Origin of the sequence: Geodermatophilus amargosae (genome assembly GCF_041028265.1) — a bacterium.
Classification (GTDB): Bacteria; Actinomycetota; Actinomycetes; order Mycobacteriales; family Geodermatophilaceae; genus Geodermatophilus; species Geodermatophilus amargosae_A.
The window spans coordinates 79,394-105,617 of sequence record NZ_JABGCW010000011.1; the positions used below are offsets into that span (position 1 = coordinate 79,394).

General features: G+C 75.3%; 24 protein-coding genes and 1 pseudogene. 12 read left to right on the forward strand and 13 right to left on the reverse strand.

The genetic code is table 11. The features are described 5' to 3' along the window. Nucleotides 1–13 precede the first annotated feature (13 nt). The 4 genes from HLV61_RS14835 to HLV61_RS14850 all read right to left on the reverse strand — a co-directional run bounded on the left by HLV61_RS14835 (nucleotide 14) and on the right by HLV61_RS14850 (nucleotide 4,508). Nucleotides 14–877, reverse strand: coding sequence for a hypothetical protein (locus HLV61_RS14835; RefSeq protein ID WP_369256720.1), 864 nt, complete (start codon nucleotides 875–877; stop codon nucleotides 14–16). 145 nt (nucleotides 878–1,022) lie between these two features. Next, nucleotides 1,023–2,564 carry an acyl-CoA synthetase gene (locus HLV61_RS14840; protein WP_369256722.1) on the reverse strand — a complete coding sequence of 514 codons (1,542 nt, stop codon included), beginning with the start codon at nucleotides 2,562–2,564 and terminating at the stop codon, nucleotides 1,023–1,025. Continuing rightward, complete coding sequence (locus HLV61_RS14845) at nucleotides 2,561–3,679, reverse strand: DUF5938 domain-containing protein (RefSeq protein WP_369256724.1); 1,119 nt, start codon at nucleotides 3,677–3,679, stop codon at nucleotides 2,561–2,563. The genes HLV61_RS14840 and HLV61_RS14845 overlap by 4 nt, the downstream gene beginning before the upstream one ends. A gap of 25 nt (nucleotides 3,680–3,704) precedes the next feature. Next, the gene (locus HLV61_RS14850) at nucleotides 3,705–4,508 is read right to left on the reverse strand and encodes an SDR family NAD(P)-dependent oxidoreductase (RefSeq protein WP_369256726.1); all 804 of its coding nucleotides are present in this window, start codon (nucleotides 4,506–4,508) and stop codon (nucleotides 3,705–3,707) included. Between the two features lie 188 nt (nucleotides 4,509–4,696). On the opposite strand from HLV61_RS14850, the gene HLV61_RS14855 reads away from it, so the two are divergent. The 7 genes from HLV61_RS14855 (at nucleotide 4,697) to HLV61_RS14885 (ending at nucleotide 12,127) form a co-directional block, all read left to right on the forward strand. Continuing rightward, nucleotides 4,697–5,305: a TetR/AcrR family transcriptional regulator gene (locus tag HLV61_RS14855; protein WP_369256728.1), complete on the forward strand. Its 609-nt coding sequence runs from the start codon at nucleotides 4,697–4,699 to the stop codon at nucleotides 5,303–5,305. Nucleotides 5,306–5,349: 44 nt separating this feature from the next. After that, nucleotides 5,350–6,486 (forward strand): carboxylate-amine ligase, encoded by a 1,137-nt coding sequence (locus HLV61_RS14860; protein WP_369256730.1) that lies wholly within the window; start codon nucleotides 5,350–5,352, stop codon nucleotides 6,484–6,486. A 41-nt stretch (nucleotides 6,487–6,527) separates the two neighbouring features. Continuing rightward, the gene (locus tag HLV61_RS14865) at nucleotides 6,528–7,403 is read left to right on the forward strand and encodes a lysophospholipid acyltransferase family protein (protein ID WP_369256732.1); all 876 of its coding nucleotides are present in this window, start codon (nucleotides 6,528–6,530) and stop codon (nucleotides 7,401–7,403) included. A 60-nt stretch (nucleotides 7,404–7,463) separates the two neighbouring features. After that, complete coding sequence (locus HLV61_RS14870; protein ID WP_369256734.1) at nucleotides 7,464–8,987, forward strand: amidohydrolase; 1,524 nt, start codon at nucleotides 7,464–7,466, stop codon at nucleotides 8,985–8,987. A gap of 146 nt (nucleotides 8,988–9,133) precedes the next feature. Continuing rightward, nucleotides 9,134–10,765 carry an apolipoprotein N-acyltransferase gene (lnt, locus tag HLV61_RS14875; protein WP_369256736.1) on the forward strand — a complete coding sequence of 544 codons (1,632 nt, stop codon included), beginning with the start codon at nucleotides 9,134–9,136 and terminating at the stop codon, nucleotides 10,763–10,765. After that, the gene (locus HLV61_RS14880; RefSeq protein WP_369256738.1) at nucleotides 10,762–11,553 is read left to right on the forward strand and encodes a polyprenol monophosphomannose synthase; all 792 of its coding nucleotides are present in this window, start codon (nucleotides 10,762–10,764) and stop codon (nucleotides 11,551–11,553) included. Before lnt ends, HLV61_RS14880 begins: the two co-directional genes overlap by 4 nt. 40 nt (nucleotides 11,554–11,593) lie before the next feature. After that, entirely contained in the window at nucleotides 11,594–12,127 is a 534-nt protein-coding gene (locus HLV61_RS14885) for an FxsA family protein (protein WP_369256740.1), read from the forward strand. A 78-nt stretch (nucleotides 12,128–12,205) separates the two neighbouring features. On the opposite strand, the gene HLV61_RS14890 is transcribed toward HLV61_RS14885, so the two are convergent. From HLV61_RS14890 to HLV61_RS14910, 5 genes are all read right to left on the reverse strand, one after another. Next, on the reverse strand, nucleotides 12,206–12,550 hold the full coding sequence (locus HLV61_RS14890) for an RNA polymerase-binding protein RbpA (RefSeq protein WP_369256742.1): 345 nt from the start codon (nucleotides 12,548–12,550) through the stop codon (nucleotides 12,206–12,208). 190 nt (nucleotides 12,551–12,740) lie between these two features. Further along, nucleotides 12,741–13,472, reverse strand: coding sequence for a thymidine kinase (locus HLV61_RS14895; RefSeq protein ID WP_369256744.1), 732 nt, complete (start codon nucleotides 13,470–13,472; stop codon nucleotides 12,741–12,743). Next, nucleotides 13,469–14,818 carry an MFS transporter gene (locus HLV61_RS14900; protein ID WP_369256745.1) on the reverse strand — a complete coding sequence of 450 codons (1,350 nt, stop codon included), beginning with the start codon at nucleotides 14,816–14,818 and terminating at the stop codon, nucleotides 13,469–13,471. Before HLV61_RS14900 ends, HLV61_RS14895 begins: the two co-directional genes overlap by 4 nt. Before the next feature lie 46 nt (nucleotides 14,819–14,864). Continuing rightward, nucleotides 14,865–15,752, reverse strand: a complete 888-nt coding sequence (locus HLV61_RS14905; protein ID WP_369256747.1) for a lysophospholipid acyltransferase family protein — start codon at nucleotides 15,750–15,752, stop codon at nucleotides 14,865–14,867. After that, complete coding sequence (locus HLV61_RS14910) at nucleotides 15,749–16,525, reverse strand: glycerophosphodiester phosphodiesterase (protein ID WP_369256749.1); 777 nt, start codon at nucleotides 16,523–16,525, stop codon at nucleotides 15,749–15,751. The genes HLV61_RS14905 and HLV61_RS14910 overlap by 4 nt, the downstream gene beginning before the upstream one ends. A 217-nt stretch (nucleotides 16,526–16,742) precedes the next feature. Between HLV61_RS14910 and HLV61_RS14915 the strand changes: the two genes are divergently transcribed. Further along, entirely contained in the window at nucleotides 16,743–17,051 is a 309-nt protein-coding gene (locus HLV61_RS14915) for a hypothetical protein (protein WP_093579046.1), read from the forward strand. A 10-nt stretch (nucleotides 17,052–17,061) separates the two neighbouring features. Here the strand turns inward: HLV61_RS14915 and HLV61_RS14920 are convergent, their stop codons facing one another. Further along, nucleotides 17,062–17,304 (reverse strand): hypothetical protein, encoded by a 243-nt coding sequence (locus HLV61_RS14920; RefSeq protein ID WP_369256752.1) that lies wholly within the window; start codon nucleotides 17,302–17,304, stop codon nucleotides 17,062–17,064. Between the two features lie 1,160 nt (nucleotides 17,305–18,464). Further along, nucleotides 18,465–19,241, reverse strand: coding sequence for a TetR/AcrR family transcriptional regulator (locus HLV61_RS14925; protein ID WP_369256754.1), 777 nt, complete (start codon nucleotides 19,239–19,241; stop codon nucleotides 18,465–18,467). 176 nt (nucleotides 19,242–19,417) lie between these two features. Between HLV61_RS14925 and HLV61_RS14930 the strand changes: the two are divergent. From HLV61_RS14930 to HLV61_RS14940, 3 genes and pseudogenes are all read left to right on the forward strand, one after another. Beyond that, nucleotides 19,418–19,666: pseudogene (locus tag HLV61_RS14930) on the forward strand (daunorubicin/doxorubicin resistance ABC transporter ATP-binding protein DrrA); the annotation flags it as partial. A gap of 396 nt (nucleotides 19,667–20,062) precedes the next feature. Then, on the forward strand, nucleotides 20,063–20,911 hold the full coding sequence (locus HLV61_RS14935) for an ABC transporter permease (protein WP_369257042.1): 849 nt from the start codon (nucleotides 20,063–20,065) through the stop codon (nucleotides 20,909–20,911). Between the two features lie 587 nt (nucleotides 20,912–21,498). Further along, nucleotides 21,499–22,203 (forward strand): M50 family metallopeptidase, encoded by a 705-nt coding sequence (locus tag HLV61_RS14940; protein WP_369256756.1) that lies wholly within the window; start codon nucleotides 21,499–21,501, stop codon nucleotides 22,201–22,203. Nucleotides 22,204–22,209: 6 nt separating this feature from the next. On the opposite strand, the gene HLV61_RS14945 is transcribed toward HLV61_RS14940, so the two are convergent. Next, a complete protein-coding gene (locus HLV61_RS14945) occupies nucleotides 22,210–24,585 on the reverse strand; it encodes a glycoside hydrolase family 65 protein (RefSeq protein WP_369256758.1) in 2,376 nt (791 codons plus the stop codon). Continuing rightward, complete coding sequence (locus tag HLV61_RS14950; protein ID WP_369256760.1) at nucleotides 24,582–25,313, reverse strand: HAD family hydrolase; 732 nt, start codon at nucleotides 25,311–25,313, stop codon at nucleotides 24,582–24,584. Before HLV61_RS14950 ends, HLV61_RS14945 begins: the two co-directional genes overlap by 4 nt. Before the next feature lie 266 nt (nucleotides 25,314–25,579). Here HLV61_RS14950 and HLV61_RS14955 point away from each other — a divergent pair, with 266 nt between their 5' ends. Further along, nucleotides 25,580–26,125 (forward strand): YbhB/YbcL family Raf kinase inhibitor-like protein, encoded by a 546-nt coding sequence (locus HLV61_RS14955; protein WP_369256762.1) that lies wholly within the window; start codon nucleotides 25,580–25,582, stop codon nucleotides 26,123–26,125. Nucleotides 26,126–26,224: the final 99 nt, after the last annotated feature.

Genomic DNA, 26,224 nt, shown 5'->3' on the forward strand with positions numbered 1-26,224 from the left:
GGGAGGGGAGCAGTCAGCGCCCCGCTGACGGGGGTGTGCCGGCCGCGCGGTTGGCCCGCGCCGCGCGCTCGGCACGGACGGCTCCGCGCGCGGCCACGGGCTCGGCGCCGCCGGCCAGCGCCAGCCGGCGGAAGGAGTCGTAGGAGAGCGTCTCGTACACCGCGGCCAGCGCCTCGGCCCGCCGCTGGCGTGCCCCCGCCGACGTCGCGCGCAGGTACAGCGCGGTCCGGACGGCGTGCTTGGTGAACGTCACCTGCAGGGCCTGGCTGGACAGCCGCCCGCCCACCTCCGACCGGAAGCCCGGCCCACGGCGCAGCGCCGGCAGCACCCAGGGACTCTCCGCCAGCGCGGGGAACCGGTTGCGCACGGCCTCCCACGCGTGCCAGGCGGTGAGCGCGCCCGGCACCGACCACTCGCCCTCCTCGGTGCGCACCAGCAGACGCCGGCTGGTCGGGTGCACCTGGTCCCGGCGCAGGTCGCGGAAGGTCCCCACGGGCGCGGGCCAGTGCAGCGCGATCGCGCACCACACCACGGTGCGCAGGTGCTCGGGCTGCTCGCTCTGCACCTCGCACAGCGGCCGCAGGTCGAGGATGCGCGGATCGGGCTCCGGCGTCGGCGGCGTCGGCAGGGGGACCCCGCCGTAGCGGGCCACCTTGCTGTACAGGGTGACGGTGGCGGGTTTCCAGTCCCGGGCCGCGGCGACGTCGTCCATCCCGCCTTCGGCGAGCTCCTCCGGCCCGAGGCCGAGCTCCAGCGCGGCGTCGACCAGCCGGCGCCACTGCACGGCGTAGCCCTCGGGCGGCTCCAGCCGGGCCCAGGCGCGCGCCGCGGGGAGCGACGGCATCTCCGGCAGCGGCCCCTGCCAACCTTTCGCCATGCCGCCAGTATACCCGTTATCCCTAACAAATCGTCGACTTCCCAGGAAGACGTCACACCCCCTCCGACCACCAGGGGAGCCGGACCACGCCGACCGCGATCACCAGAGCAGGGGCCGCCCCGCACGGGGGACCGGTCGACGGCCGCTACCCGTCCGCGTCCGGCACCAGGCGCGCCCGGATGTCGGGCTTGAGCACCTTGCCGACCTTCGAGCGGGGGAGGTCGGCCCAGACGAGGACCTCCTTCGGGGCCTTCACGCCGCCGATGCGGGCCCGGGCGAAGGCCCGGACGTCGGCCGGGTCCAGCGTCGTCCCGGCCCGGGCCTGCACGACGGCGACCACCCGCTCGCCCCACTTCTCGTCGGGGAGCCCGACCACGGCGCAGTCCTGGACGCCGGGATGGGCCATGAGGGCCTGCTCGACCTCGGCGGAGTACACGTTGAAGCCACCGCTGATGATCATGTCCTTCGCGCGGTCGACGAGGTACAGCCAGCCGTCCTCGTCGAGGTAGCCGACGTCGCCGGTGTGGTGCCAGCCGAAGCGGCTCGCCTCCGCCGTGGCCCGCGGGTCGCGGTGGTAGCCGTCCATGACCAGCGACCCGCGGACGACGATCTCGCCACGCTCCCCGGCCGGGAGCAGCCGCCCCTCGCCGTCCATGACCGCCACGGTGGTGAGCGGCGTCGGCCGGCCGGCGGAGGAGAACCGCTCGCGCGCCGGGGAGCCGTCGGGGTGCAGGTGCTCGGCCGGCGACATCGTCGCGATCATCATCGGTGCCTCCGACTGCCCGAACAGCTGCCCCAGCACCGGGCCGATGCGCCGGATCGCCTCCTCGAGGCGGTGCGGGGACATCGGCGCGGCGCCGTACCAGAGGCACTGGACGGCGGACAGGTCCGTGCCGTCGAGGTCGGGGTGGTCCAACAGCATGTAGACCAGCGTCGGCGGCAGGAAGGCGTGGGTGACCCGGTGGCGCTGGGCGAGGGCCAGGAACTCCCCGAGGTCCGGCGCCGGCATGACCACGATCTCGCCGCCGAGGGCCATGACCGGGAAGCACAGGACGCCGGCGGCGTGGGTGAGCGGGGCGAGCGCGAGATAGGTGGGCCGCCCGGAGAACGGGTAGCTCATGAGCGTCAGCGCCGACATGGTCTCGACGTTGCGGTCGGTGAGCCGCACGCCCTTGGGCCGGCCGGTGGTGCCGCCGGTGCCGACCAGCATGACCAGGCCGCCGGACGGTTCGGCGTCCCCGGCCCCGGGGGCGCCGGCGATCCAGTCGGCGAGGGGCGGGTCGCCGCGGTCCCCCTCACCGTCGAGGCAGACCAGGGTGGTCAGCCGCGGTAGCCGGTCGCGGATCGCCGCCACCAGCGGCGCGTAGGAGCGCTGGTAGAGCAGGGCGGTGGCCCCGAACAGGTCCAGCAGCTCGCGGTTCTCCTCGGCCTCGTTGCGGGGGTTGACCGGGCACCACACCGCGCCGGCCCGGGCGATGCCGAAGACGCTGGCGAACGCGGTGGGGTCGTTGCCCGACAGCACCGCGACCGGGTCGCCCGGCCGGACGCCGGAGCGCGCGAGCGCCCCGGCGACCCGCCGGCTGTGCCGCTGTACCTCGGCGTAGGTCATCGTGCGGTCCCCGCAGGTGAGGCACGCGGCGTCCGGCCCGAGGGAGGCGCCCTTGTCGAGGTACGCGGTGAGGCTCATCGGTGCTCGGTCACCACCGGGTCGAGCACGAGGCCGAACTGGCGCAGCACCCCGAGGAGCTGCCGGTGGCCGAAGGCCTGGCAGCCGGAGGCGAAGCCGGCCCGCCGCGGCGGCTGCTGCAGCAGCGACATCGCTGCCCACGCCTGCAGCAGTCCGGTCTGCTTGTAGTTCGAGTTGCCGTGGATGACCACGTGCTTGCGGCCCAGCGGTCCCGAGGCGTGCACGGAGTCCACCGAGGTGTTCAGCCGCGGGTTCTCCCGGGGCGGCATGCCCGAGGACCAGGCGGCGGCGATCTCGGCGAGCTTCTCGTCCCACTGCTCGCGGGGCAGCGTCTTGACGTCGCTCTCCACCATCGCGGTGGTGGCGACGACGGCCTCCATCACCGGGCGGTTGAGCACCCCGCCGGCGACCGTGACGCTGGAGACCCGCGGGTCGTCCTTGAACCACACGGGGTGCGCGGTGCCGCCCCACGGCACGGCCAGGCCGAGCTCGTGCTGCCCGGGGACGACGACGTCCCACTTGGCGAGCGGGTCGACCTTCACGTACTGGTTCTCGGCCAGGTGGAACCAGTCGGCCTTGAGGATGGTGAAGATCGTCTCGGTGGAGGCGGCGGTGGGGAACCCCTTCCACAGCACCAGGACGTCGAGGGTGTCCAGTCCCGGGGTCTCGAGCGCGACGTTCGCCGCGATCTCGCCGGTCGTGTACATCTGCGCGATGCCGGGGGAGAGCAGCAGGCCCGCCTCGGCGAACGCCGTTCCGAAGCGTTGCCGGGCGTCGAGGATCCAGTCCTGCTCGCCGGTGGTGTCGAGGTAGTGCGCGCCGGTGGCCAGGCACGCCTCGGCGACCTCGGGCCCGTACTTGATGAACGGACCGACGGTGTTGCAGACGACGCTCGCGCCGGTGAACAGGTCGGTGAGCGCCTCGACGGTGTGCTCGACCTCGACGACGTCGTGGTCGGCGGTCTCGATGCCGGGGATCCTCCCGACGACGTCCTGGACCCGGTCCTTGTCGCGGCCGGCCGCGACGAAGGGCACGTTGAGCTCGCGCAGGTACTCGCAGATCAGCCGGCCGGTGTAGCCGGAGGCGCCGTAGACGACGACGGGCTTGGTGCTCATGGCGGGATCTCCTCGGGGGTGGTGGTCAGGAGCCCATGCCGCCGTCGACGGCGAGTCCGGTGCCGTTGACGAAGCGGGCGGCGTCGGAGGCGAGGAAGACGACGGCGTCGGCCATGTCGGCCACCTCGCCGAGCCGGCCGGACGGCGTCTGCGCCACGACCGCCTCGACCGCGGCCTGGGGGCTGTCGAACAGCCCGATCTCGGCGCAGTCGACGGCGAGCTTCATGCCCATCGCGGTGGGCACCAGGCCCGGGTAGACGCAGTTGACGCGCACGCCGTAGCCGAGCGTGCCGGCCTCGGCGGCCGCGATGCGGGTCATCCGGTCGACGGCGGACTTGGTGGCCGAGTAGCCGGCGATCCCCGGGAAGGCGATGGTCGCCGCCACCGAGGAGACGTTGACGATCGCCCCGCCGGTGCCCGCGGCACCGCCGGGGCGCATCGCGCGCAGGCCGTGCTTCATGCCGAGGGCGGTGCCGACGACGTTGACGTCGAGCATGCGGCGCAGGTCGGCGGGGTCGATCTCGGTGACCAGCGCGGTGACCTCCACCCCCGCGTTGTTGACCAGGACGTCGAACCCGCCGAGCTGCTCCACCGTGGCGGTCACGGCGGCCTCCCAGCCGGCCTCGTCAGTGACGTCGAGGTGCACGGAGCCGGCGGTCACCCCCTCCTTGGCGAGGACCCGGGCGGTCTCGGCGGCCTCCTCGTCGAGGACGTCGGCGACGACGACCGAGGCGCCGGCGCGGGCCAGGGCCTGGGCCATGCCCTGGCCGAGGCCGCGGGCGCCTCCCGTGACCAGCGCCTTGCGGCCGTGCAGTGCGGGGACCGACATGGGGTCTCTCCTCGTCGTCGAGGTGTCCGGGGGCGCGGGTCCGGGCCGCCGGTGTGACGCCGGTCATGCTCGACCCGCGTCTGGACGACCGTCAAGACTTTCTTGGACAGTCGTCAAGACCCCCGGTGCGCGGCTACGCTGCGTCCGGGTGCAGGACCGCTGCCCCGCCCCTGCACCGGAGGAGAGCCGTGGGTCCCGCAGTCGAGGGGCGTGCCGTCGACAAGGTGGCCCAGCGCCGCAGCGAGCTGGCCGCGGCGGCGCTCGAGACGCTCGCCGAACTGGGCTACGCCCGCACGGGACTGCGCGACATCGCCGCCCGCTCGGAGTTCTCCCACGGCGTCCTGCACTACTACTTCCGCGACAAGGTCGAGCTGATCACCCACTGCGTGCGGGAGTACAAGGCCCGCTGCGCGACCCGCTACGACGAGGCGGTGGCGACGGCGACCACCGCCGAGGAGCTCGTCGCCGGCTTCCTGCGGGAGCAGACCGCCACCCTCACCGGCGAGCCGCGGATGCACCGGCTCTGGTACGACCTGCGCAACCAGTCGATGTTCGAGCCCGCCTTCCGCGCCGACGTCGCCGAGATCGACCTGCTGCTCGAGCGCATGGTCGGGCGGGTGGTGAGCCGGTACGCCGAGCTGTCGGGCACGCGGCCGCGCGTCTCGTCCACGGCGTTCTACGCGGTGCTGGACGGGCTCTTCCAGCAGGCCCTGCTGCGGCAGCTCGCCGGGGACCCGGAGGCGGCGGCGTCGTTGCGGGCGGCCGTGCAGGAGGTCCTGCCGCAGCTCGTGCACTGACCGGCCACCCTGCGGTCCCGGGGGCCGGTGGGGACGATGTGCCGGTGCGCACGGTCGGGGTCGAGGAGGAGCTGCTGGTCGTCGACCCGTCGGGGACGCCGGTGCCCCTCGGGCCCGCCGCGCTGGAGGTGGCCGCGCGGCGCGGGGAGGGCGAGACGCCGGAGCAGCACGAGCGCGCCGGGGAGGAGGGAGGGGCGTCCCCCGGGCACCTGGTGCCCGAGCTCAAGCAGGAGCAGGTCGAGCTGGGCAGCCGCGTGTGCACCGACCTGGCCGAGGTGACCGGCGAGCTGCGGTACTGGCGCGGGCGCGCCGACGCCGCCGCCCGCGCCGTCGGCGCCCGGGTGGCGGCGCTGGCCACCTCGCCGGTCGGCCTGTCCCCGGAGACGACGCCGGGGCGGCGGTACGAGGAGATGACCGAGACCTTCGGCCTCATCGCCCGCGACCAGCTGACCTGCGGGTGCCACGTGCACGTGTCGGTGTCCGACGACGAGGAGGGCGTGGCCGTCCTCGACCGCATCCGCGTCTGGCTGCCGGTGCTCACCGCGTTGACCGCGAACTCGCCGTTCTGGCTGGGCGCGGACTCCGGGTACGCGAGCTTCCGGTCGCAGGCGTGGAACCGCTGGCCCTCCTCGGGTGCCACCGAGCCGTTCGGCGACGCGGCGACGTACCACCGCGTCGTCGCCGACCTGGTCGCGACCGGCACGATCGTCGACGCCGGGATGGTCTACTTCGACGCCCGCCTCTCGCAGACCTGGCCGACGGTCGAGGTGCGCGTCGCCGACGTGGCGCTGCGGGTCGAGGACGCCGTCACCCACGCCGGGCTGGTCCGCGGGCTGGTGGAGACCGCCGCGCGCGAGTGGCGCGACGGCGTCCCGGCGCCGCGGGTGCGCAGCGAGGTGCTGCGGGTGGCCGCCTGGCGGGCCGGCCGCTCCGGGACCACCGGCGACCTCGTGCACCCCCGGACGGGCCGCCCGGCACCGGCCGCCGACGTCGTCGCGGCCCTGCTGGAGCACGTGGGCCCGGCCCTCGACGTCACCGCCGACCGGCAGCGGGTGGCCGACGGCGTGGCGGCGGTCCTGGCGCGCGGCACGGGCGCGGACCTGCAGCGGCGGGTGCACCGCGGGACCGGGGACCTGGGCGCGGTGGTGCGCGCGGGCGTGGAGCTGACGACGGGGGAGTGACCGCACGGGTCGCGTGCGGGCACGGCGGTTATCGTCCCGGCATGTACACCGCGAGCTGGCGCGAGGTCGTGCGGCGCGACCTCTTCGGACCCCGACCCGGGCGCGGGGACGGGCCCTACCGGCTGGTCATCCGGCTCACGCTGGTGGTCTTCCGGCTGCTGCGGCTGCGGTTCGACGTCCGCGGCTCCGAGCACGTGCCCACCGCGGGCGGCGCGGTGGTGTGCAGCAACCACGTCAGCTACCTGGACTTCACCTTCCTGGGCCTGGCCGCGCTGCCGCGGCACCGGCTGGTGCGGTTCATGGCCAAGGCCTCGGTGTTCGGCCACTGGTTCGCCGGGCCCTTCATGCGGGCCATGAAGCACATCCCGGTCGACCGCAAGGCCGGGGCAGCCGCCTTCGACGCCGCCGTCCGGGCGCTCCGGGGCGGCGAGGTGGTCGGCGTCTTCCCCGAGGCGACGATCAGCCAGAGCTTCACCGTCAAGGACCTCAAGGCCGGGGCGGCCCGGATGGCCCTCGACGCCGGCGTGCCGATCATCCCCGCCGCGGTGTGGGGCGGGCACCGGGTGGCCACCAAGAAGCACCCCGTGGACCTCACCCGCGGCCGTGCGGTGACCGTGCTGCTCGGCGAGCCGATCGTGCCCGAGCAGGGGGAGACGACCGCCGCGCTGCTGGCCCGCACCCGGACCGCCATGGAGGCCCTGCTCGACGAGGCCCAGCGCACCTATCCGCAGCAGCCCGAGGGCCCCGACGACCTGTGGTGGCTGCCCCGGCACCTCGGCGGCACCGCGCCCACCCTGGAGGAGGCCGCCCGGCGGGACCGGGACGACGCCGCGGGCACCCGGATCAAGGCCCGCACGTCCCGCCGGGCCCGGCTGCGCCGCGCCGCCCGGGGAGGCCGCCGTCGCGACGCCGCCTGAGGCACCCGCCCCTGCGGACCCGCCGCCGTGGGGAGCCCGGCGCGCCGTCATGCTCGGGGCGTGACCGCCCGCCCCGACCTGCTGCTCACCGACGTGACCGTCGGCGACCGTCCCGGCCGCGCCGTGCACGTCGTCGACGGGCGGATCGCCTGGGTGGGCGCCGCCGCCGACGCGCCGCGGGCCGGCCGGGTCGTCCGCGGGGAGGGCGCGCTGCTGACGCCGGCGTTCGTGGACGCCCACGTGCACGCCACGGCCACCGGGCTGGCCCTCACCGGTCTCGACCTCCACTCGAGGTCGAGCCTCGCCGACGCCGTGGCGGCCGTCGCCGGGGCGGCCGTCGCTGCGCCCCCGGGGATCCTGCTCGGCACCGGCTGGGACGAGACCGGCTGGCCGGAGGGCCGCGGGCTGACCCGTGCCGACCTCGACGCCGTCCTGGGCGACCGGCCGGCCTACCTCGCCCGGGTCGACGTGCACTCCGCGACCGTCTCGACGGCGCTGCTCGACCTCGTGCCCGGGGTGCGCGGCCTGCCCGGGTTCTCGCCCGACGGACAGCTGCGCCTCGACGCCCATCACGCCGCCCGGCAGGCGGCCTACGGCGCCGTGACGGCGCAGCAGCGCGCCGCCGCGCAGGCCGCCACGCTCGCCGAGGCGGTGCGCCTGGGCATCGGCAGCCTGCACGAGATGGCCGGCCCCGAGGTGTCCGGCGTCGAGGACCTGCGCGCGCTGCTGGCACTGGCCGGGGAGCAGCCGGGGCCGCGGGTGGCCGGCTACTGGGGTGAGCTGGCCGGGCGCGGCGGGCTGGACCCGGTCCGCGAGCTCGGCCTGGCCGGCGCCGGCGGGGACCTGTTCTGCGACGGCGCGTTCGGCTCGCACACCGCGGCGCTGAGCGCGCCCTACCGCGACCGGCCCGCGACCGCCGGGGCGCTGCGCTTCGAGACCGTGCAGCTGGTGGAGCACGTGCGCGCCTGCACCGCCGCCGGCGTGCAGGCCGGCTTCCACTGCATCGGCGACGCCGCCGTCGACCAGGTCCTCGACGCGGTCGGGGCGGTGGTCGACGAGCTGGGCCTGCCGGCGGTGCGGGCCTGCCGGCACCGGCTCGAGCACGTGGAGATGGCCGGCCCGGCGGCGGTGGAGCGGATGCGGGCGTGGGGGATGGTGGCCAGCGTCCAGCCCGCGTTCGACGCCGCGTGGGGCGGGCCGGCGGGGATGTACGCCGAGCGGCTGGGCGCCGACCGGGCCGCGGCGTGCAACCCCTTCGCCGACCTCGCCGACGCCGGGGTCGCCCTGGCGCTGGGCAGCGACGCCCCGGTCACCCCCATGGACCCCTGGGGTGGTGTGCACGCGGCGGTCGACCACCGCACCGAGGGCGCGGGCCTGCGCCCGTTCGACGCCTTCGACGCGGCCACCCACGGCGGCTGGCACGCCGTCCGCGCCGAGACCGCCGCCGGCCCGCTCGCTCCGGGCGCACCCGCCGACCTGGCCCTCTGGGACACCTCCGCCTCCCTCTCCGCCGTCCTCGACCACCGCGAGCGCCCCGGCTGCCGACAGCTCGTGGTGGCCGGCGTTCCGCTGCGGTCGCTGTAACCACCCGCTCCGGGCACCGCCCGCCCGGGGGATCTCGCAGGTCGCGCGGCGGGATGCGCCCGCCGGGGTGGGATGCTGGTCGGCGGGCCACGACCGTGGCCGTGCCCGGGCGCCGCCCGCGGCTGGTCCTCGCGGGGAGGTCGGGAGTGCCGCCAGCAGCCGTGACGGAGGCGCTCGACACCGCCCCCGGCGCGTCCGGGAGCGCGCGGGGGTCGCGCCGTCGCCCGCCGTGGCGCACGCTGCTGGCCGCCGCCGGCGGGCTCGCGCTGCTGCTCGCCTTCCCCGCCTACTCCCTCTGGCCGCTGGCCGTGCTGGGCCCTGCCGCGCTGGCGCTGGCCGTGCACGGCCGCCGCGCCCGCTCCGGGGCGTGGCTGGGCCTGGTGCTCGGCCTGGCGTTCTTCGTGCCGCTGCTGTCCTGGAGCGGCGTCTACGTCGGCTCGTTCCCGTGGCTGGCGCTCGCGGTCTCCCAGGCGCTGTTCGTGGCCCTGCTCGGCGCGGCGACGGCGGCGGTCTCCCGGCTCCGGCTGTGGCCGCTGTGGACCGCGGCGCTGTGGGTGGCCGACGAGGCGCTGCGCGGGCGCGTCCCGTTCGGCGGCTTCCCCTGGGGCCGGTTGGGGCTCAGCCAGACCGACGGGCCGTTCCTGTCCCTGGCCGCGTACGGCGGGGTGCCGGGGGTCTCCTTCGCCGTGGCGCTCACCGGCACCCTGCTGGCGGCCGCCGTCCTCGCCCTCGTCCGCGCGTGGCGGGCGGCCGGAGCCGGTCGCGGCACGCGGCGCCCCGCGCTGCGGACGGCCGCCGCCGCGGTCGCCGCCGCCTTCGCCGTTCCGCTGCTCGGCGCGCTCGCCTGGCTGCCGCTGCCCGGTCCCTCGCTCACCGAGGGCGGGCCGACGCGGACCGTCGCGGTGATCCAGGGCGACGTGCCCGAGGCCGGCCTGGAGTTCAACGCCCGCCGCCGGGCGGTCCTGGACAACCACGTGCAGCAGACGGTCTCCCTCGCCGCGGCGGTGCGGGCCGGCGACCGGGCGCAGCCGGACCTGGTGGTGTGGCCGGAGAACAGCTCCGACATCGACCCGTACCTCAACGAGGACGCCGCGCAGGCGATCCGCCGCGCCGCCGAGGCGATCGGCGCCCCGATCCTGGTGGGTGCGGTCGTCGACGGGCCGGGCCGGTTCATCAGCAACACCGGCATCGTCTGGGACCCCGAGACCGGGCCCGGCGACACCTACGTCAAGCGGCACCCGGTCCCGCTCGCGGAGTACGTGCCCGCGCGGGGCTTCTTCCGCCTCTTCAGCGACAAGGTCGACCTGGTCCGCCGCGACTTCACCCACGGCACCGAGGTGGGCGTGCTGGAGATGGGCGGCGCGCAGGTGGGCGACGTCATCTGCTTCGAGGTGGTCTACGACTCCCTCGTCGCCGACACCGTGGAGGCCGGCGCGGGCATGCTCGTCGTCCAGACCAACAACGCCACGTTCGGGTTCACCGACGAGAGCGAGCAGCAGCTCGCGGCCAGCCGGCTGCGGGCGGTGGAGTTCGGCCGCACCGTCGTCGTGGCCGCCACCAGCGGCATCTCCGCGGTGGTCGCCCCCGACGGCTCGCTGGCCCGCCGCTCGGAGCTGTTCACCCCCGCGGTGTTCGTCGAGGACGTCGCCCAGCGCGACTCCTCGACCGTCGCCGAGCGGCTGGGCGCGGCGCCGGAGTGGGTGCTGACCGCCCTCGGCACCGGCGCCGTGCTCGCCGTCGCCGTCCCCGCGCTGCGCGCCCGCGGGAGCCGCCGGTGACCGCCGGGCCGGTCCTCGTCGTCATCCCCACCTACGACGAGGTGGAGAACCTCGAGCCGATCCTCGACCGGCTGCACGCCGCCGTCCCCGACGCGCACGCCCTCGTCGTCGACGACGGCTCGCCCGACGGCACCGGGGAGCTGGCCGAGAAGCGCGCCGAGCAAGACGAGCGGGTGCACGTGCTGCGGCGCACGGAGAAGGCGGGGCTGGGGCCGGCCTACGTCGCCGGCTTCCGCTGGGGCCGCGAGCGCGGCTACGACGTCCTGGTCGAGATGGACGCCGACGGCTCCCACCATCCCGAGCAGCTCCCGGCACTGCTGTCCGCCCTCGACGACGCCGACCTGGCGCTGGGCTCGCGCTACGTGCCCGGCGGCAGCGTCGAGGACTGGCCTCGCCGGCGGCTGCTGCTGTCCCGGCTGGGCAACGTCTACACCCGGCGCGCGCTGCGGCTGCCCCTGGCCGACGCCACCGGCGGCTTCCGCGCCGTCCGCGGCGACCTGGTGGACCGGCTGCCCTTCGACGAGGTGGCCAGCCAGGGCTACTGCTTCCAGGTCGACTGGGCGTGGCGGGCCTGGCGCGCCGGGGCCCGCGTGGTGGAGGTGCCGATCACCTTCAGCGAACGGGAGTTCGGCAGGAGCAAGATGACGCCCTCGATCGTTGTAGAGGCGTTGGCACGGGTCACCGGATGGGGCCTGCAGGACCGGCTGGCCGATCGGCTGCCGGGCCGGGTCCCACCGCCCGTGCCGGGACGGGTCCGCGACGGCGGGCGGTCCAGCGAGGTCCGGTAGGCGGACCCGGACCGCCCGCGGAACCGGACCGGGGAGTGCCGTGGCACACCGGGTACGTGTACTGGCGGGGCTGTGGGCCCTCGCCGAGGTCGTCGTCTTCGCGCTGGTCGCCGTCTGGATCGGCGTGGGCTGGACGCTGCTGGCCGCGCTGGCCACCACCGTCCTCGGCTGGACCCTGACGGCCCGTCAGGGCTCGCGGGCGCTGGCCGACCTGCGTGAGCGGGCACTGGCGCACCGCCCGCCGGGCTCCGCGGCCACCGACGCCGGCCTGGTCGCCGCCGGCGGGGTGCTCATGGTGCTGCCCGGCTTCCTCGGCGACGTCGTCGGCCTGCTGTGCCTGCTGCCGCCCACCCGGCCGCTGGTGCGCGCCGCCGTGGGCCGCGGGCTGGCCGCCCGCCTCGGCGTCACGATGGGCGGAGTCAGGATGGGCGGAGCCAGGATGGGCGGAGTCAGGATGGGCGGAGCCGGGCCGGTGCGGGTGCGCAGCACCCGGGTGGAGGCCTTCCCGCGGCCCGACGGCCCGGTGCGGGTCATCGAGGGTGACGTCGCGGGGGAGGGGCACCTGGTCCGCTAGCGCTCCCCGGAGGCCCCGGGACGCGGAACGGCCCCGGTGGGAGTCCCACCGGGGCCGTCCTGCTCGTCCGGGCCGAACTCAGCTGGCGCGGGTCCGCCGGCCGCGCAGCACCTCGAGACGCTCGGCGAGGACCTCCTCGAGGTCCTCCACGGAGCGACGCTCGAGCAGCATGTCCCAGTGGGTCCGCGGCGGCTTGACCTTCTTGGGCGCCGGCTCGGAGCCGCCGACCAGCTTGGCCGCGGCGCCGTCGAACTTGCACTCCCAGGTGTCGGGCACCTCGGCGTCGTCGGCGAACGGAACCGTGAACTGGTGACCCGAGGGGCACTTGTACTCGACGTACTGCCGCTCGATCGGGGCGGTGTTCCGCTCGGTCTCGTAGCTCACGCTGCCCAGTCGGCTGCCCCGCAGGGAACGCTCGCCCATGGCACACCGTCCTCTCGTGCTGGTGGTGTCGGTCAGGACTCTCCGCACAGCAGGGGGTACCCACTGCGGGAGGGTGTCATGGAGACCAACGGCGGATTTCGCGGAGAGATTCCGCTGAGTCGGTTCCCCATCATCGCATGGGGTGGTATTGGCGCGTGCACCGCCCCTCGGACGGGGGAGGCCGCCCCCCTCAGGACAGGGCGAGCTGCCCCGGGCCGGCCGCCGTGGGGCCGAGCTGGCCGAGCACGTGGTGCCGCCGGCACAGCACCTGGTAGTGCACGTCACTGCCGGTGGCCGGGTCGTCGGTCTCGTCGGGCGCCGGGGTGGGGGCGGTGTCGGCGACCACGACGGTGGCGCCCGAGCGCACCATCGCGCCGTCGACGACGCGGGCGTTGAGCAGGCCCGGCAGGCCGCACCAGCACAGCACCTCGACCTGGATGCGCTGCACGTCGTCGGCCACCTCCAGCAGCCGCTGGGTGCCCGGGAACAGCCGGGCACGGAAGTCGGTGGTCAGCCCGAAGGCGTAGACGTCGACGTGCGAGGCGTCGACGAGCTCGGCGAGCTGGTCGACCTGCCGGGGGCTGAGGAACTGCGCCTCGTCGACGATCAGGTAGTCCACCCGCCGCCCGTCGGCCCAGTGGGTGCGCACCAGCAGGGTCAGGTCGGTGCCGGGGTCGACCTCGACGGCGTCGCGGGACAGCCCCACCCGCGAGCTGATCCGCGGCGCCGCCGAGCGGTCCCCCTGGGTGAGCAGCAGCCCCGAGCGGCCCTGCCGGCTCTGGTTGTGGTCGACCTGCAGCGCCAGGGTGGACTTGCCGCAGTCCATCGGCCCGTGGAAGAACCGCAGGTGCGCCGGCGCCACGGCGCGCCGCCGGTCCCCGGCGGCCGGGACCGCGGCGAGCGGGGCGGACGGGTCGCTCACAGCCGCTCCGGCGGGGTGTTGCCGGCCGCCAGCACGGCCCGGCGCATCGGCAGCCGGAGCAGCAGCAGGAACCCGGCCACGAAGAAGACGACCAGGCTGATGATCGCGTACCGGTAGGAGCCGGTCAGCTGGTAGGTCAGGCCGAAGGCCAGCGGCCCCAGCCAGCTGGTCCCGCGGTCGCTGATCTCGTAGAAGCTGTAGTACTCCGCCTCCCGGCCGGCCGGGATCAGGTGGCTGAACAGCGACCGGGACAGCGCCTGCGTGCCGCCCTGCACCAGCCCGATGACCGCGGCCAATGCGTAGAACTGCGCGACCGCGCCCTCCTGCAGCGTGTAGGCGGCCACCAGCACCGCCGTCCAGGCCACCAGGCAGCCGAGCACCGTGCGCTTGGCGCCGTAGCGGGCGGCCACCCGGCCCAGGCCCAGCGCCCCGAAGACGGCGACCACCTGCACCATGAGGATCGCGCCGGTGAGCACCGACTGCGACAGCCCCAGCTCCTCGCTGGCGTAGGTGGCCGACAGCGAGATCACCGTCTGCACGCCGTCGTTGAACAGCAGGTAGGCACCGAGGAACCACAGCGTCAGCGGGAACGCCCGCATGCCCTTGAGCGTCGCGGCCAGCTGGCGGAACCCGCTGGTGGCCGCACCGTGCGCGGCGGCCTGCGCCGGCCGGTCGCGCAGCAGCGAGACGGTGACCAGCGTGAACAGCCCCCACCACAGCCCCGACGTCGCCAGGCAGATCCGTACCGCCTCCCCGGAGGTCAGCCCGAGGGACTCCGCGCCGAGGAACAGCCCCAGGTGGACGGCGAGCAGCAGCGCTCCGCCGACGTAGCCGAACGCCCAGCCCCGGCTGGAGACGGCGTCGCGCTCGTCGGGGCCGGCCAGGTCCGGCAGCCACGAGTAGTAGACGACCGTGGCCGCGCCGAAGGCCACGTTGGCGACGACGAACAGCGCCGCACCGAGCAGGTAGCGCCCGTCGGCGACGAAGAACAGGCAGGTGGCGGCCAGCGCACCCAGGGCCGCCAGGCCCCCGAGGAGGTGCCGCTTGCGCCCCGACCGGTCGGCGACGGCACCGGTGAGCGGCAGGACGAGCACCTGCAGGACGACCGAGAAGGACAGGACGTAGGAGAACCAGCTGCCGGGCGGGATGGACAGCCCGAGGAAGGGCAGCCGGCCGTCGGTGCCGGCGGCGTCCGCGGCGACGGTGGTCAGGTACGGGCCCAGGAAGACCGTGGTGACGCTGGTGTTGAACACCGACATCGCCCAGTCGTAGGAGTACCAGCCGAAGCGCTCGCGGCGCAGGGCGCGGTCGACGGGCTGCGCGGCGTCGACGTGGGGGGCGGTCACGGGCGCAGGGTGTCAGCCGCGGCGCGCTCGTTCCAGCACCGGCGGGTCACGGTATGTCCTCGGGGACCACGCCGCCCGGGAACGCGGCCGCCCCCGTCGTGGGCCGGGTGGGGTCGGGGTGCAGCGGGCCGCCGGCCTCCCGGAGGGGGACCAGCCCGCGGGTGATCGCGGCGGCGATCCGCGTCCTCGCCCGGTTGGCGTCGCCCACCCGGCCCACCTCGAGGTCCTCCATGAACACCGGCGGACCCACGTGGACCCGCAGCACCGGCCGCTGCACCAGCGAGCGCGCCAGGGTGCGCAGCTTGCCCCAGTCGTTGCCGTACTGCAGGACCTCCTGCGCGCCCCACTGGCTGACCGGGATCACCGGGACGCGGACGCCGAGTGCCAGCCGCGCCATGCCGGTGCGGCCGCGCTCGGGCCACCCGTCGGGGGCCAGGCCGACCCGCCCCTCGGGATAGGCGACGACGTGTCCGCCGTGGACCAGCGCCACCTCGGTGACCCGGATCGCGTGCCGGGCGACGTCGGTGCCGCGCTGCACCCGGATGCCGCCGGCGCGCTCGAGCAGCGGCCCGGCCACCGGCGCGGACATGATCCCGCCGGTGGCCATGATCCGCGGGACGACGCCCACCCGGTGCAGCGCGACGGCGATGAGGAACGGGTCGAAGTCGCCGACGTGGTTGGCGGCCAGCAGCAGCGGCCCCCGGCGCAGCTCCTCGGGGATCGAGCCGGTGATCTCCACCCGGCCGAAGAGGTCGACCAGCCAGGAGAAGTTCCTCAGCATGAACCGCCAGAACCACCACGGCGGCGCCGCCGCGATCGCCAGCTCGCGGACGAACCACTCGGGGTCACCGTCGCGCAGGATGCCCTCGAGGTGGTCGGGCAGCGGCGGCGGGGTGGGCCGCCAGGTGCGCAGCCGCTCGGCCCGGCCGCTCACCGGCCCACCCACTGGCCGCGCTCCTCCAGGAGCTCCTTCAGCATGGCCGGACGGTCGGTCATGATCCCGTCCACGCCGAGGTCGAGCATCGACGTCGCCTCCTCCGCGGTGTCGACGGTCCACACGTGCACCTGCAGGCCGCGGGCGTGCGCGGCGGCCAGGAACCGCTCGTCGACCAGCGCCCGGCCGCCGAGCTGCAGCGGCACCTGGGCGCAGCCGGCCTGCATGCGCACCAGTCCCGCCGCGCGGGGGGAGTAGGACGACAGCCGCAGGGCCGCCACGCCGCGCGGGCCCAGCGACGTGCACACCCGCGGCCCCAGCAGCCGCCGGGCGGCCGCGACCCGGGCGTCGGAGAACGACCCGAGGCACACGCGCTCCAGCGCGTCCATGCGGCGCAGGACCCGCACGAGCGGCGCCAGCACGCCGGCGGCCTTGATGTCGAGGTTGAACCGGACGTCGGGCCAGGCGCCGAGCAGCTCCTCCAGCCGCAGGATCGGCTCCCGCCCGCCGATGCGCGCGCCGGCGACCTCGGCCCACGGCAGCTGCTCGATCCGGCCGGTGCGGTCGGTGACCCGGTCCAGCGTCGGGTCGTGGAAGACGACGACGACGCCGTCGGCGGTCACCCGGACGTCGGTCTCCAGGTAGCGGTAGCCGATCGCCACGCAGGCCTCGAACGCCGGCATGGTGTTCTCCAGGTGCTCGATCGCCCCGCCGCGGTGCGCCATGGCCAGCGGCGTCGGCCCGTCGAGGAACGCGAACCGGGCCGGGGGCACGGGCGACACGCTAACCGGACGGTGCGACGCGCTCACCAGCCCCTTCTCGTGGCCCCGTCGGGCGTGTCCGCCGGGACTGTCGGTGGGGCCGTCTAGCGTGCCCGCCGTGAGGACGCAGCAGCCCGGGCGAGAGGTCGGGACGACGGACGGGACGGTGACCGCGACGACGGGACGGCAGGGGAGTGGCACCGAACGGCGGTGCGGGTGGTGCCGCAGGGTGCTGCCGCAGGCCGGGTCGGTGGGCCGCCCGAGGATGTACTGCGGCCAGGCCTGCCGCCAGCGTGCCTACGAGCAGCGCACGGCCACGGCCAAGGCCGGTCTGTCCGAGGACGTCGTCCTGGTGCGGCGCGCCGAGCTCGACGGCCTGCAGGACCGGCTGTTCCAGCTGCGCTGCGCGCTCGAGGACGTCCAGACGCTGCTCGGCGAGCGGCACACCAAGGCCGAGCTCGAACGCATGCTCGCCGACCTGGTGCACTCGACCGGCCGGCTCGACAAGCTCTGGGTCTCCGAGCGCGCCGCCGGCTGAGCCGGCACCGTCAGTCCGGGTCCTGGGTGTCGTCGTCCTGGTCCTCGGGCGCGCCCGGGTCCGGGTTGCTGTTGTCCGGGAGGTTGTCCTGCGAGTCCTCGGACGGGTCGTCGCCGCTGGTGTTCTCGCTGTCGTCGGTGGTGCCGTCGTTGCGGTCCAGCCCCGCCGGGTCGCCGCAGGCGGTGAGCGTGGCGCCGCCCCCGAAGAGCGCCAACGCGGTCAGCAGAGCAGCGAGCGGACGTCGGAGTTGCATGCACCCGACCCTACGTAGGCACCCGGCGGGGCGCCCGTCGAAGCCGCCGACACCTCCGTCGATTCGTCACCGTGACGAATCGACGGAGGTGTCGGCGCATGGGGGTGCGGGAGCACGAGACCGGGTGGCGCGTCCCGACGGGGTGCCGGCGGAGGTCTCGGGGCGTCAGCGTCGTCGACGGGCCGCGCGGCGGGAGGGCCGGCGTGCCGGAGCCGGGTGCCGGCGGTCACGACGGCCAGGACGGCGTCCGGCAGCCGGCATGGACCCCGGCCGGACCACGGCAGGTGGATGATCATGCCTGGGTGTCGTGGTGCGCGGGCCAGGACGCAGCACGGACAGCCGGCTGCACGGGGACCGGAGCCGACCGGTGGGCGGACTCGTGGAGCGCCGGCGCCGAACGTGCACTGGTCCCGGCGGGCCCGAGGCGGACACTGGCCGGACGGCGCTCCAGGACCCCTCTCGGCGCCCGTCCAGCCATCGCCGATAATGCACATTATGTCAGGTAGCAGGGAGCGGGCCCCTCCCCGGGACTTGACGACCCGGACGACCGGGATCAGGGCGCCTCCAGGCGGACCCGGGACTCCACGGCGGCCGCGGCGACGTCGGGGCCACCGACCCGGAGACCTCCTCCACGACGACCAGTTGCCCGAGGGTGACGGCCACGGAGGCCACCACGGCGTCAGCGCCGGCAGCAGTGCGAGCACGCCGACCACCCGTCACGGATGAGGCCCGGAGGTGCGGGCGGGAAGCCGAACAGCGCCCGCACGCAGATTGCCGGGTGGTTCCGTCACAGGAACACCGGCGTCACGGCCGCCCAGCGGCCGAGCGGCACACGACGTGGCGTCGCGGGTGCCGCACCACTGGTTCCCCGGCTGCGTGCCGGTCGTCGCGGTCGCCGACTCGTGCTCCTCGACGAGGGCCTGGGCGCGCCGTCCGCGGACGGCCCAGGCCGGCTCCCCTGGTCGCGCGCTGGTCGGCATCGAGGTCGGCATCGTGGTCGGCATCGAGGTCGGCGACGTCGACGCGGCACTCCCCCTGCTCGTGACCTCGGCGGTGAGGTCGTTCTCACGACCGCCCGACAACTGTTCCTCCATCGTCCATCGAGGGTCACCGGTGTCCGTGCCGACTTGTTGGGGATAACGGATCAGGGTGGTCCTTCCTCATCGCCGTCCCGTCGTCCGTTCGATGAACGCCGCGACCCCGTCGAGGTAGCAGCCCAGCGCGAAGGCGAACTCGGGCCCGGAGTCGTCGTACCCCTCGGGCGGGGTGCCCTCACCTGCCGGGTCCGCTGGTCCGAAGACGCCCGAGGCGATCACCCTGCTCAGCGCCGGGTAGCGGGCGGGGTCGACGACCGTGGCCAGCGCCCGCCCGAAGCCGGCGCCGAAGGCCTCCGGGTCCGCCTCGTAGCCGGACGCGAGGTCGATCGACAGCCGCGCCTGGCCGTGCACGACGGGCATCAGGCCCATGACGACCAGGACCTTCTCGCCCTCGGGCAGTCCGGTGTCGGCCAGGGCGCCCAGGGCGCGGTCGAACCACTCGAGGTCGCGCGGCCCCACCGGGGGTCCGCTGATCGGGATCTCCCGGTACCACGGGTGCCGCCGGATGCAGGCCAGCACCGCGTACGCCCATGAGGAGAGCCGCTCGCGCCAGTCGGAGCCGGCCAGCTCGGGCGCGCCCTCGAGCGCCGCGTCCGACATGAGCAGCAGGAGCTCGTCCTTGCTGTCCACGTGGCGGTACAGCGACATCGGCGCGCTGCCCAGCTCGGCGGCGACCCGGGCCATGGAGACGGCGGCCAGCCCCTCGGCGTCGGCGATACGGATGGCCGCCTGGGTGATCGCCTCGACACCCAGCCCGGAGGCACGCCCGCGGCGGGCAGTGGTCCGCCGGCCCCAGAGGAGCGCCACCTGCGGCGGCAGCTCGGGCTGCTCCCCGTTCATCTGCGGTGGCCCCCCTCCCCTGCCGGACCGGGCGAGCGTAGCCGGAGCCTCGTACCGCATTGAGCGTACGGCATACGCTGTCGTGCGTATCACGTACGCGAGAGTGATCCGATGCCCGAGGAGGAGCCGTGCTCGTCGAGGCGACCGGCCTGTGCACGTCGTTCGGGCCCACCCGTGTGCTCGACGGCGTCGACGTCGTCCGGGACCCGGTCCGGGCCCGCGCGCTGTTCGGCCTCACCGGTCAGGCCTCCGCCGTCGACGACCGGCAGACCGGGCGGGAGAACCTGGTGATGATGGGCCGGCTGGCCCACTTCGGCCCCCGTGGGGCACGCCGGCGGGCGGACGACCTGCTCGCCCGCTTCGACCTGACGCAGGCCGCCGACCGGCGGGTGCATTCGTGGTCGGGCGGGATGCGCCGCCGGATCGACCTGGCCATGAGCCTGGTCGGCGGGCCGCGCGTCCTCTTCCTCGACGAGCCCACCACGGGCCTGGACCCGGCCGGCCGGGCCACCATGTGGGACACCCTCGGCGAGCTGGTCGGTGGCCGGTGGCGGCACGACGCTGGTGCTGACCACCCGGTACCTCGAGGATGCCGACCGGCCGGCCGACCGCGTGGTCCTCGTCGACGGCGGCCGGGTGACCGCCTCGGGTACGCCCGACCAGCTCAAGAGGCCGGTGGGCGGAGACCGACTCGAGATCCGCCTGGCCGACGTCGCCGACCTGCCCCGCGCCGCCGCCTGCTCCCCCGGCGCGGTCGTCCACCCCCGACGCGCAGCCGGTCCCCGCCGGCGCGGCCGCCTGACCCCGCCCGGAGGCATCCGGTGGCCACCGTCCCCACTGCTCCGACCGTCCGGCACACCGGAGCGCGCGCCGCTCCCTCCGACCGGCTGACCCTGAGCGGGCGCAGCCTCCGCCTGACCCGCCGCGACGCCGACACCCTGGTGATGTCGATCGTGCTGCCGGTGATGCTCATGGCGTTGTGCGTCTACGTCTTCGGCGGGGCGATCAGCGGCCGGGCCCGGTACGTCCACCACGTCGTCCCCGGCATCGTCCTGCTCTGCGCCGGCTTCGGCGCGGCCTCCACCGCGATGGTCGTGGCCGCCGACACCACCAGCGGGATGGTCGACCGGCTGCGCTCGCTGCCGGTGCGCAGCTCCGCGGTCCTCACCGGCCACGTCGTGGCCAGCGTCGCCCGCAACACGGTGTCGACCGCCGTGGTGGTCGGCGCGGCGCTGCTCATGGGCTTCCGGCCCGATGCCGGTCCGCAAGAGTGGGTCGCCGTAGCCGGACTGCTGCTGCTCTACGTCCTCGCCTCGGGCGTCGAGTCGGCCAGTGCACTGAGCTTCCTCATGCTCTTCCTGCCCTACCTGAGCAACGCCTTCGTCCCGCCGGAGACCCTCCCGACGGCGTTGCGCGCGGTGGCCGAGCACCAGCCGATCACCCCCGTCATCGAGACGGTCCGCGTCCTGCTGACCGGCACGCCGATCGGCTCCTCCGGCTGGCTCGCGGTGCTGTGGTGCAGCGGGGTCCTCGCGGCCGCCGTCAGCGCGGCCGGCTGGGCGTACCGGCGTCGCGGGCGGTCCGGACCAGGGTCGGTCCGGGGAGGGCACCCTTGGCTCTTGTTGGTGTTCTTTGCAGGGCGTTTGGCGGTCAACGTTTACGTGAGTTAGGGGTAACGGGTCACGAGGGGAGGCGTGCGCACCGTCGACCCGTGCGTCCGGACCGGGCCGGCGCGCGCCGCTGCCGCCGGGGACGGCCCGTGCAGCCACCACTCCAGGTCGTCCGCTTCCACCGCGGCGGCGCCGGCCGGCGTCCGCACCTCGGTGGCGGCCGGCGGCTCGAACCAGCCCTCGATGCCGGTGCGCCGCTCCGTGCGGGTGACCTCGGCCGGCCCCTGTTCCGCGCGCCCCCCAGGCCCGCCTCGCGGACCCCTCCCAGGCGTCCAGCGCCTGCTGGCCGGCGAACCGGCAGAGCACGTGCCACTCGTCGGAGCCGTCGCGCGGGCGGACGCCCCCGACGCCGAGGAAGACCGGGACTCGGCCATCGTCATGACTGCTCGGATCCAGGCGGTCGTCTCGCGGGTCTGCGCGGGGTCGGCGCGCTGCAGGTCACCGCGGGGATCTCCTCTGCTGTTGCTGCTCCTCCCCCCTCGTGTCGGACCACCAGGACGTCGGCTCGACAGTTGAGGATAACGGGCGACACGGCGGCGGCGCCCGCGTCCGGGGAGCTGCCAGGTCCGTGCGGTTCACTCGCCGGGATGGACGCCGTCGACCGCCTCTGGACCCGTGTGGCCGACCAGGCGCCCCTCCCGTTCGAGGTCCTGGCCGCCGCTGCCGTCGCCGCACTGCTCGTCGTCGCCACCCCGGCGCTGTGGCGGCCGGCACGGACGGTGGTGACCATCGCCCACGAGGGCGCCCACGGCTTGGCCGCGCTGGCCACCGGCCGCCGGCTGGCCGGGGTCCGGCTGCACTCCGACAACTCGGGGCTGACCGTCTCGAAGGGCCGCCCGACCGGCCTGGGCATGGTCCTGACCTGCGCAGCGGGCTACGTGGGCCCGGCGCTGTTCGGGCTGGGCGCCGCGGCGCTGCTCGCGGCCGGGTACGCCGTCGGGGTGCTGTGGGCGGTGCTGGCGCTGCTCGCGCTCCTGCTGCTGCAGATCCGCAACCTCTACGGCCTGTGGGCGGTGCTGGTCACCGGCGCGGGGCTGGCCGCCGTCACCGCGTGGCTGCCGCCGGCCGGGCAGGCCGCCGTGGCCGCGGCCGTCACGTGGTTCCTGCTGCTGGCCGCGCCGCGCACCGTCCTGGAGCTGCAGCGGGCCCGCCGGCGGCGGGCCGCCCCGGACTCCGACGCCGACCAGCTGGCCCGCCTCACCCGGCTGCCTGCGGTGCTGTGGGTGGCGGTCTTCCTGCTGGTCGACGTCGCCGCCCTGGGGTTGGCGATCAGCTGGCTGCTGGTGGCCTGACGGTGGTCACTGGGCCCCGTAGCGGCTGCGCCGGCGCGGCTCGGCCCCGTGCGGTTGGGTGACCTTGCCGGTGTCGGGCGCCGGGGGGATGTCGACGACCAGGTCCGCGTGGTCCACCGTCAACCGGCGGCCGTGGTGGTGCACGTCGAGCGCCTCGCCGTCGAGCAGCCGGTAGGTGGCCTGCTCCTTGGTCACCGTCACCTGCAGGGCGCGGCCCTGGTAGGCCAGCCGGAAGCGCAGGCGGGTGATCCGCTCGGGCAGCCGCGGCGCGAACAGCAGGTGCCCGTCGTGGTCGCGCATGCCGCCGAACCCCGCGACGGCGACCGTCCAGCCGCCGGCCATGGACGCGATGTGCAGGCCGTGACCGGAGTTGCCGTGCAGGTTCTGCAGGTCGGTGAGCGTGGCCTCCGCCCAGTAGTCGTAGGCCAGCTCCAGGTGCCCGGTCTCGGCGGCCACCACGGCCTGCTGCGCCGCCGACAGCGACGAGTCCCGCACGGTGCGGGCCTCGTAGTAGGCGAAGTCGGCGACCTTCTCCTCGAAGGTGAAGGCGTCCCCGCGCAGGTGCAGGGCCATGACCAGGTCGGCCTGCTTGATCACCTGCTTGCGGTAGATGTCGAAGTACGGGAAGTGCAGCAGCAGCGGATAGCGGTCACGCGGGGTGCTGGCGAAGTCCCACTCCTCGTGGTGGGTGAAGGCGTCGGACTGCATGTGCACCCCCAGCCGGGTGTCGTAGGGCACCGCCATGAGGCGGGCGGCCCGCAGCCACGTCGCCGTCTCGTCCTCGGTCACCTGCAGCCGGCCGGCGACGTCGGGCTGCCGCTCGACCGCCGCGGCCGCCTCGCGCAGGTTCCGCTGCGCCATGAGGTTCGTGTAGACGTTGTTGTCCACCACGGCGGTGTACTCGTCGGGCCCGGTGACCCCGTCGATCCGGAAGCCGTGCTCCTCGTCGAAGTGGCCGAGCGAGGCCCACAGCCGGGCGGTCTCCACGAGCAGCTCGGTGCCGAAGTCGCGGTCGAACTCCTCGTCCTCGGTGGCGTGCAGGTAGCGGACGACGGCGTCGGCGATGTCGGCGTTGATGTGGAAGGCCGCCGTGCCCGCCGGCCAGTACCCCGACGTCTCCTCCCCCCGGATGGTCCGCCAGGGGAAGGCCGCGCCGTGCAGGCCGAGCTCGCGCGCCCGGGAGCGGGCGAGGTCGAGGGTCGAGTGCCGCCAGCGCAGCGCGTCGCGGGCGGCCTCCGGCGCGATGTAGGTGAGCACCGGCAGCACGTAGGTCTCGGTGTCCCAGAAGGTGTGCCCGTCGTAACCGGGACCGGTGAGCCCCTTGGCCGGGATCGGCTGCCGCTCGGCGCGCAGCCCGGCCTGCAGCACGTGGAAGACCCCGACCCGCACCGCCTGCTGCAGCTCGTCGTCGCCCTCGATCTCGACGTCGGCGGTGGCCCAGAACTCGTCGAGGACCTGCCGCTGCTCCTCGGCCAGCCGGCGGAACCCGGCCAGCTTGGCCGTGGCCAGCGCGCCCTCCACCTGGTCGCGCAGGGCCGATGCGGACCGGCGCGACGACCAGCCGTAGGACAGGTACTTGACCATCCTCACGCTCGACCCGCGACCGGGCAGGCGCGCGGCCAGCGTGTAGCGGGCGAGGTCCTCGCCGGCCTCCATGTCCTCGGTGACGGAGTCGGGCACCTCGATGAGGTGGTCCATGCCGGCGGCCATGCGCAGGTGGCTGCGTTTGGTCCGGTGCACGAGGACCGCGCGGTGACCGCGCCCGACGGCGAGCTCGCTGACCAGCGGCCGGCGCAGCGCCGCGGACGCGCGGGGGTCGTCGGCCTCGCTGCCGCTGTCGACCGGCTCGTTGGCCAGCAGGTCCGACTGCAGGGCGATGTAGAGGTCGCCCCGGTCGTCGGTGCACTCGACCTGGTACTCGATCGCGCCGATCGACCGGCGGCGCAGCGAGACCAGGCGGGTGCTGGTGACCCGGACCGTGCGGCCGTTGGGCGAGCGCCACTCGGTGACCCGGCGCAGCACGCCGCGGCGCAGGTCCAGGGTCCGGCGGTGCTCGACGATCTCGCCGTAGTCCAGGTCCAGCGGGGTGTCGCCGACCAGCAGCCGGATCAGCTTGCCGTCGGTGACGTTGACGACGGTCTGCCCCTGCTCGGGGAAGCCGTAGCCGGCCTCGGCGTAGGGCAGCGGCCGCTCCTCGAAGAAGCCGTTGAGGTAGGTGCCGGGGACGACGACCGGCTCACCCTCCTCGAACGAGCCGCGCAGGCCCATGTGCCCGTTGGCGAGCGCGAACACCGACTCGTGCACGCCCAGGGAGGCGTGGTCGAGGCCGATCTCCGTCAGCGACCAGGGCTCGACCGGGAAGGTGGCCCGCCCCTCCGTCACTTCCCGTCCCCCAGCAGCTGGTCGAGGTCGGTGACGACGACGTCCGCGCCGTGCTCCTCGAGCGCGTCGGCCTGCCCCACCCGGTCCACGCCGACGACGAAGCCGAAGTCCCCCGCCCGGCCGGCCGCGACACCGGCGAGGGCGTCCTCGAACACCGCCGCCGCCGAGGGCTCGACGCCGAGCGCGCGGGCGCCGGCCAGGAAGGTGTCGGGAGCGGGCTTGCCGCGCAGGCCCTCGCGGGCGGTCACCACGCCGTCGACGCGGGCGTCGATGAGGTCGGCGAACCCGCCGGCGGTGATGACCTGCTCGCCGTTGGCCGAGGCGGTGACCACCGCGGTGGCCAGGCCGGCCTCCTTGGCCGCGCGCAGGTAGGCCATCGAGCCGGGATAGACCTCGACGCCGTTCTCCTCGAGCTCGGTGAGCAGCAGCTCGTTCTTGCGGCGGCCGATGCCGTGCACAGTCTGCGCGGCCGGGGGGTCGCCGGGTGTGCCCTCGGGCAGCGTGATGCCGCGGCTGGCGAGGAAGTCGCGGACGCCGTCGGCGCGCGGCTTGCCGTCGACGTAGCGGTTGTAGTCGAGCTGGGTGAACTCCGGCGCCTGCGGATCGCGCGCGCGGAGGAGCTCGTCGAAGGTCCGCTTCCACGCGGCCATGTGCACGGTGGCGGTGCGCGTGAGCACGCCGTCCATGTCGAAGAGGCAGACGCGGATGCCGTCGGGGAGTCCGAGCACGATCCCCCACGCTACGGCGCGGGCGGCGCGGGCACCTCCCGAGAGCGGGAGTCCACCCGCCCGGGGCTCCCTCCCTCACCGCGGGTCGTGCTCTGCCCACCCCTGTGTGCAGAGCACGAGGTCTGGCTTCGAGCTCTGCACACGTGTGGGGGCAGAGCTCGAGCGCGCGCGGATGGTCCTCCGCCGGGCGGCGCGGCGGGGAGCGGCTGCCTAGGGTCGGCGCGGGGCGGCAGCGGCCGCCGAACCGTTCCGAGGAGAGGACCGCCATGGCCGACCGGCCCGTTCCGCCGAGCCCGTACGACTTCCTGCCGCCCGTCCCGTCGTTCACGGTGACCAGCACCGACGTCAGCGACGGCGAGGTGCTGCCGATGCCGCACGTCAGCGGCGTCCTGGGCGCCGGCGGCGACGACCGCTCCCCGCAGCTGTCCTGGTCGGGGTTCCCCGAGGGCACGAGGGGGTTCGCCGTCACGGTGTTCGACCCCGACGCCCCCACCGCGTCCGGGTTCTGGCACTGGGTGCTCACCGGCATCCCCGGCGACGTCACCGAGCTGCCCGGCGGCGCCGGGTCCCGGGACGGCGCGCAGCTGCCGCGCGGTGCCCGGCAGCTGCGCAACGACGCGGGCTTCGCCGGCTACGTGGGGGCCGCTCCCCCGGCCGGGCACGGCCCGCACCGCTACTTCACCGTGGTGCACGCCCTCGACGTCGAGGACATGGGCGTGCCCGCCGACGCCAGCCCGGCCTTCCACGGCTTCAACCTCTTCGGGCACACGCTGGCCCGCGCGGTGCTCGTACCCGTGTACCTGCAGGACTGAGCGCAGCACCGGCGGAGCGGCTCCGTCCTCCCCGGCGCGGGAGGCCGGGGCCGCGCCCGCCCCCTGGTCGCGGTATGCCTGCCGCTCCCCCGCGCCGGA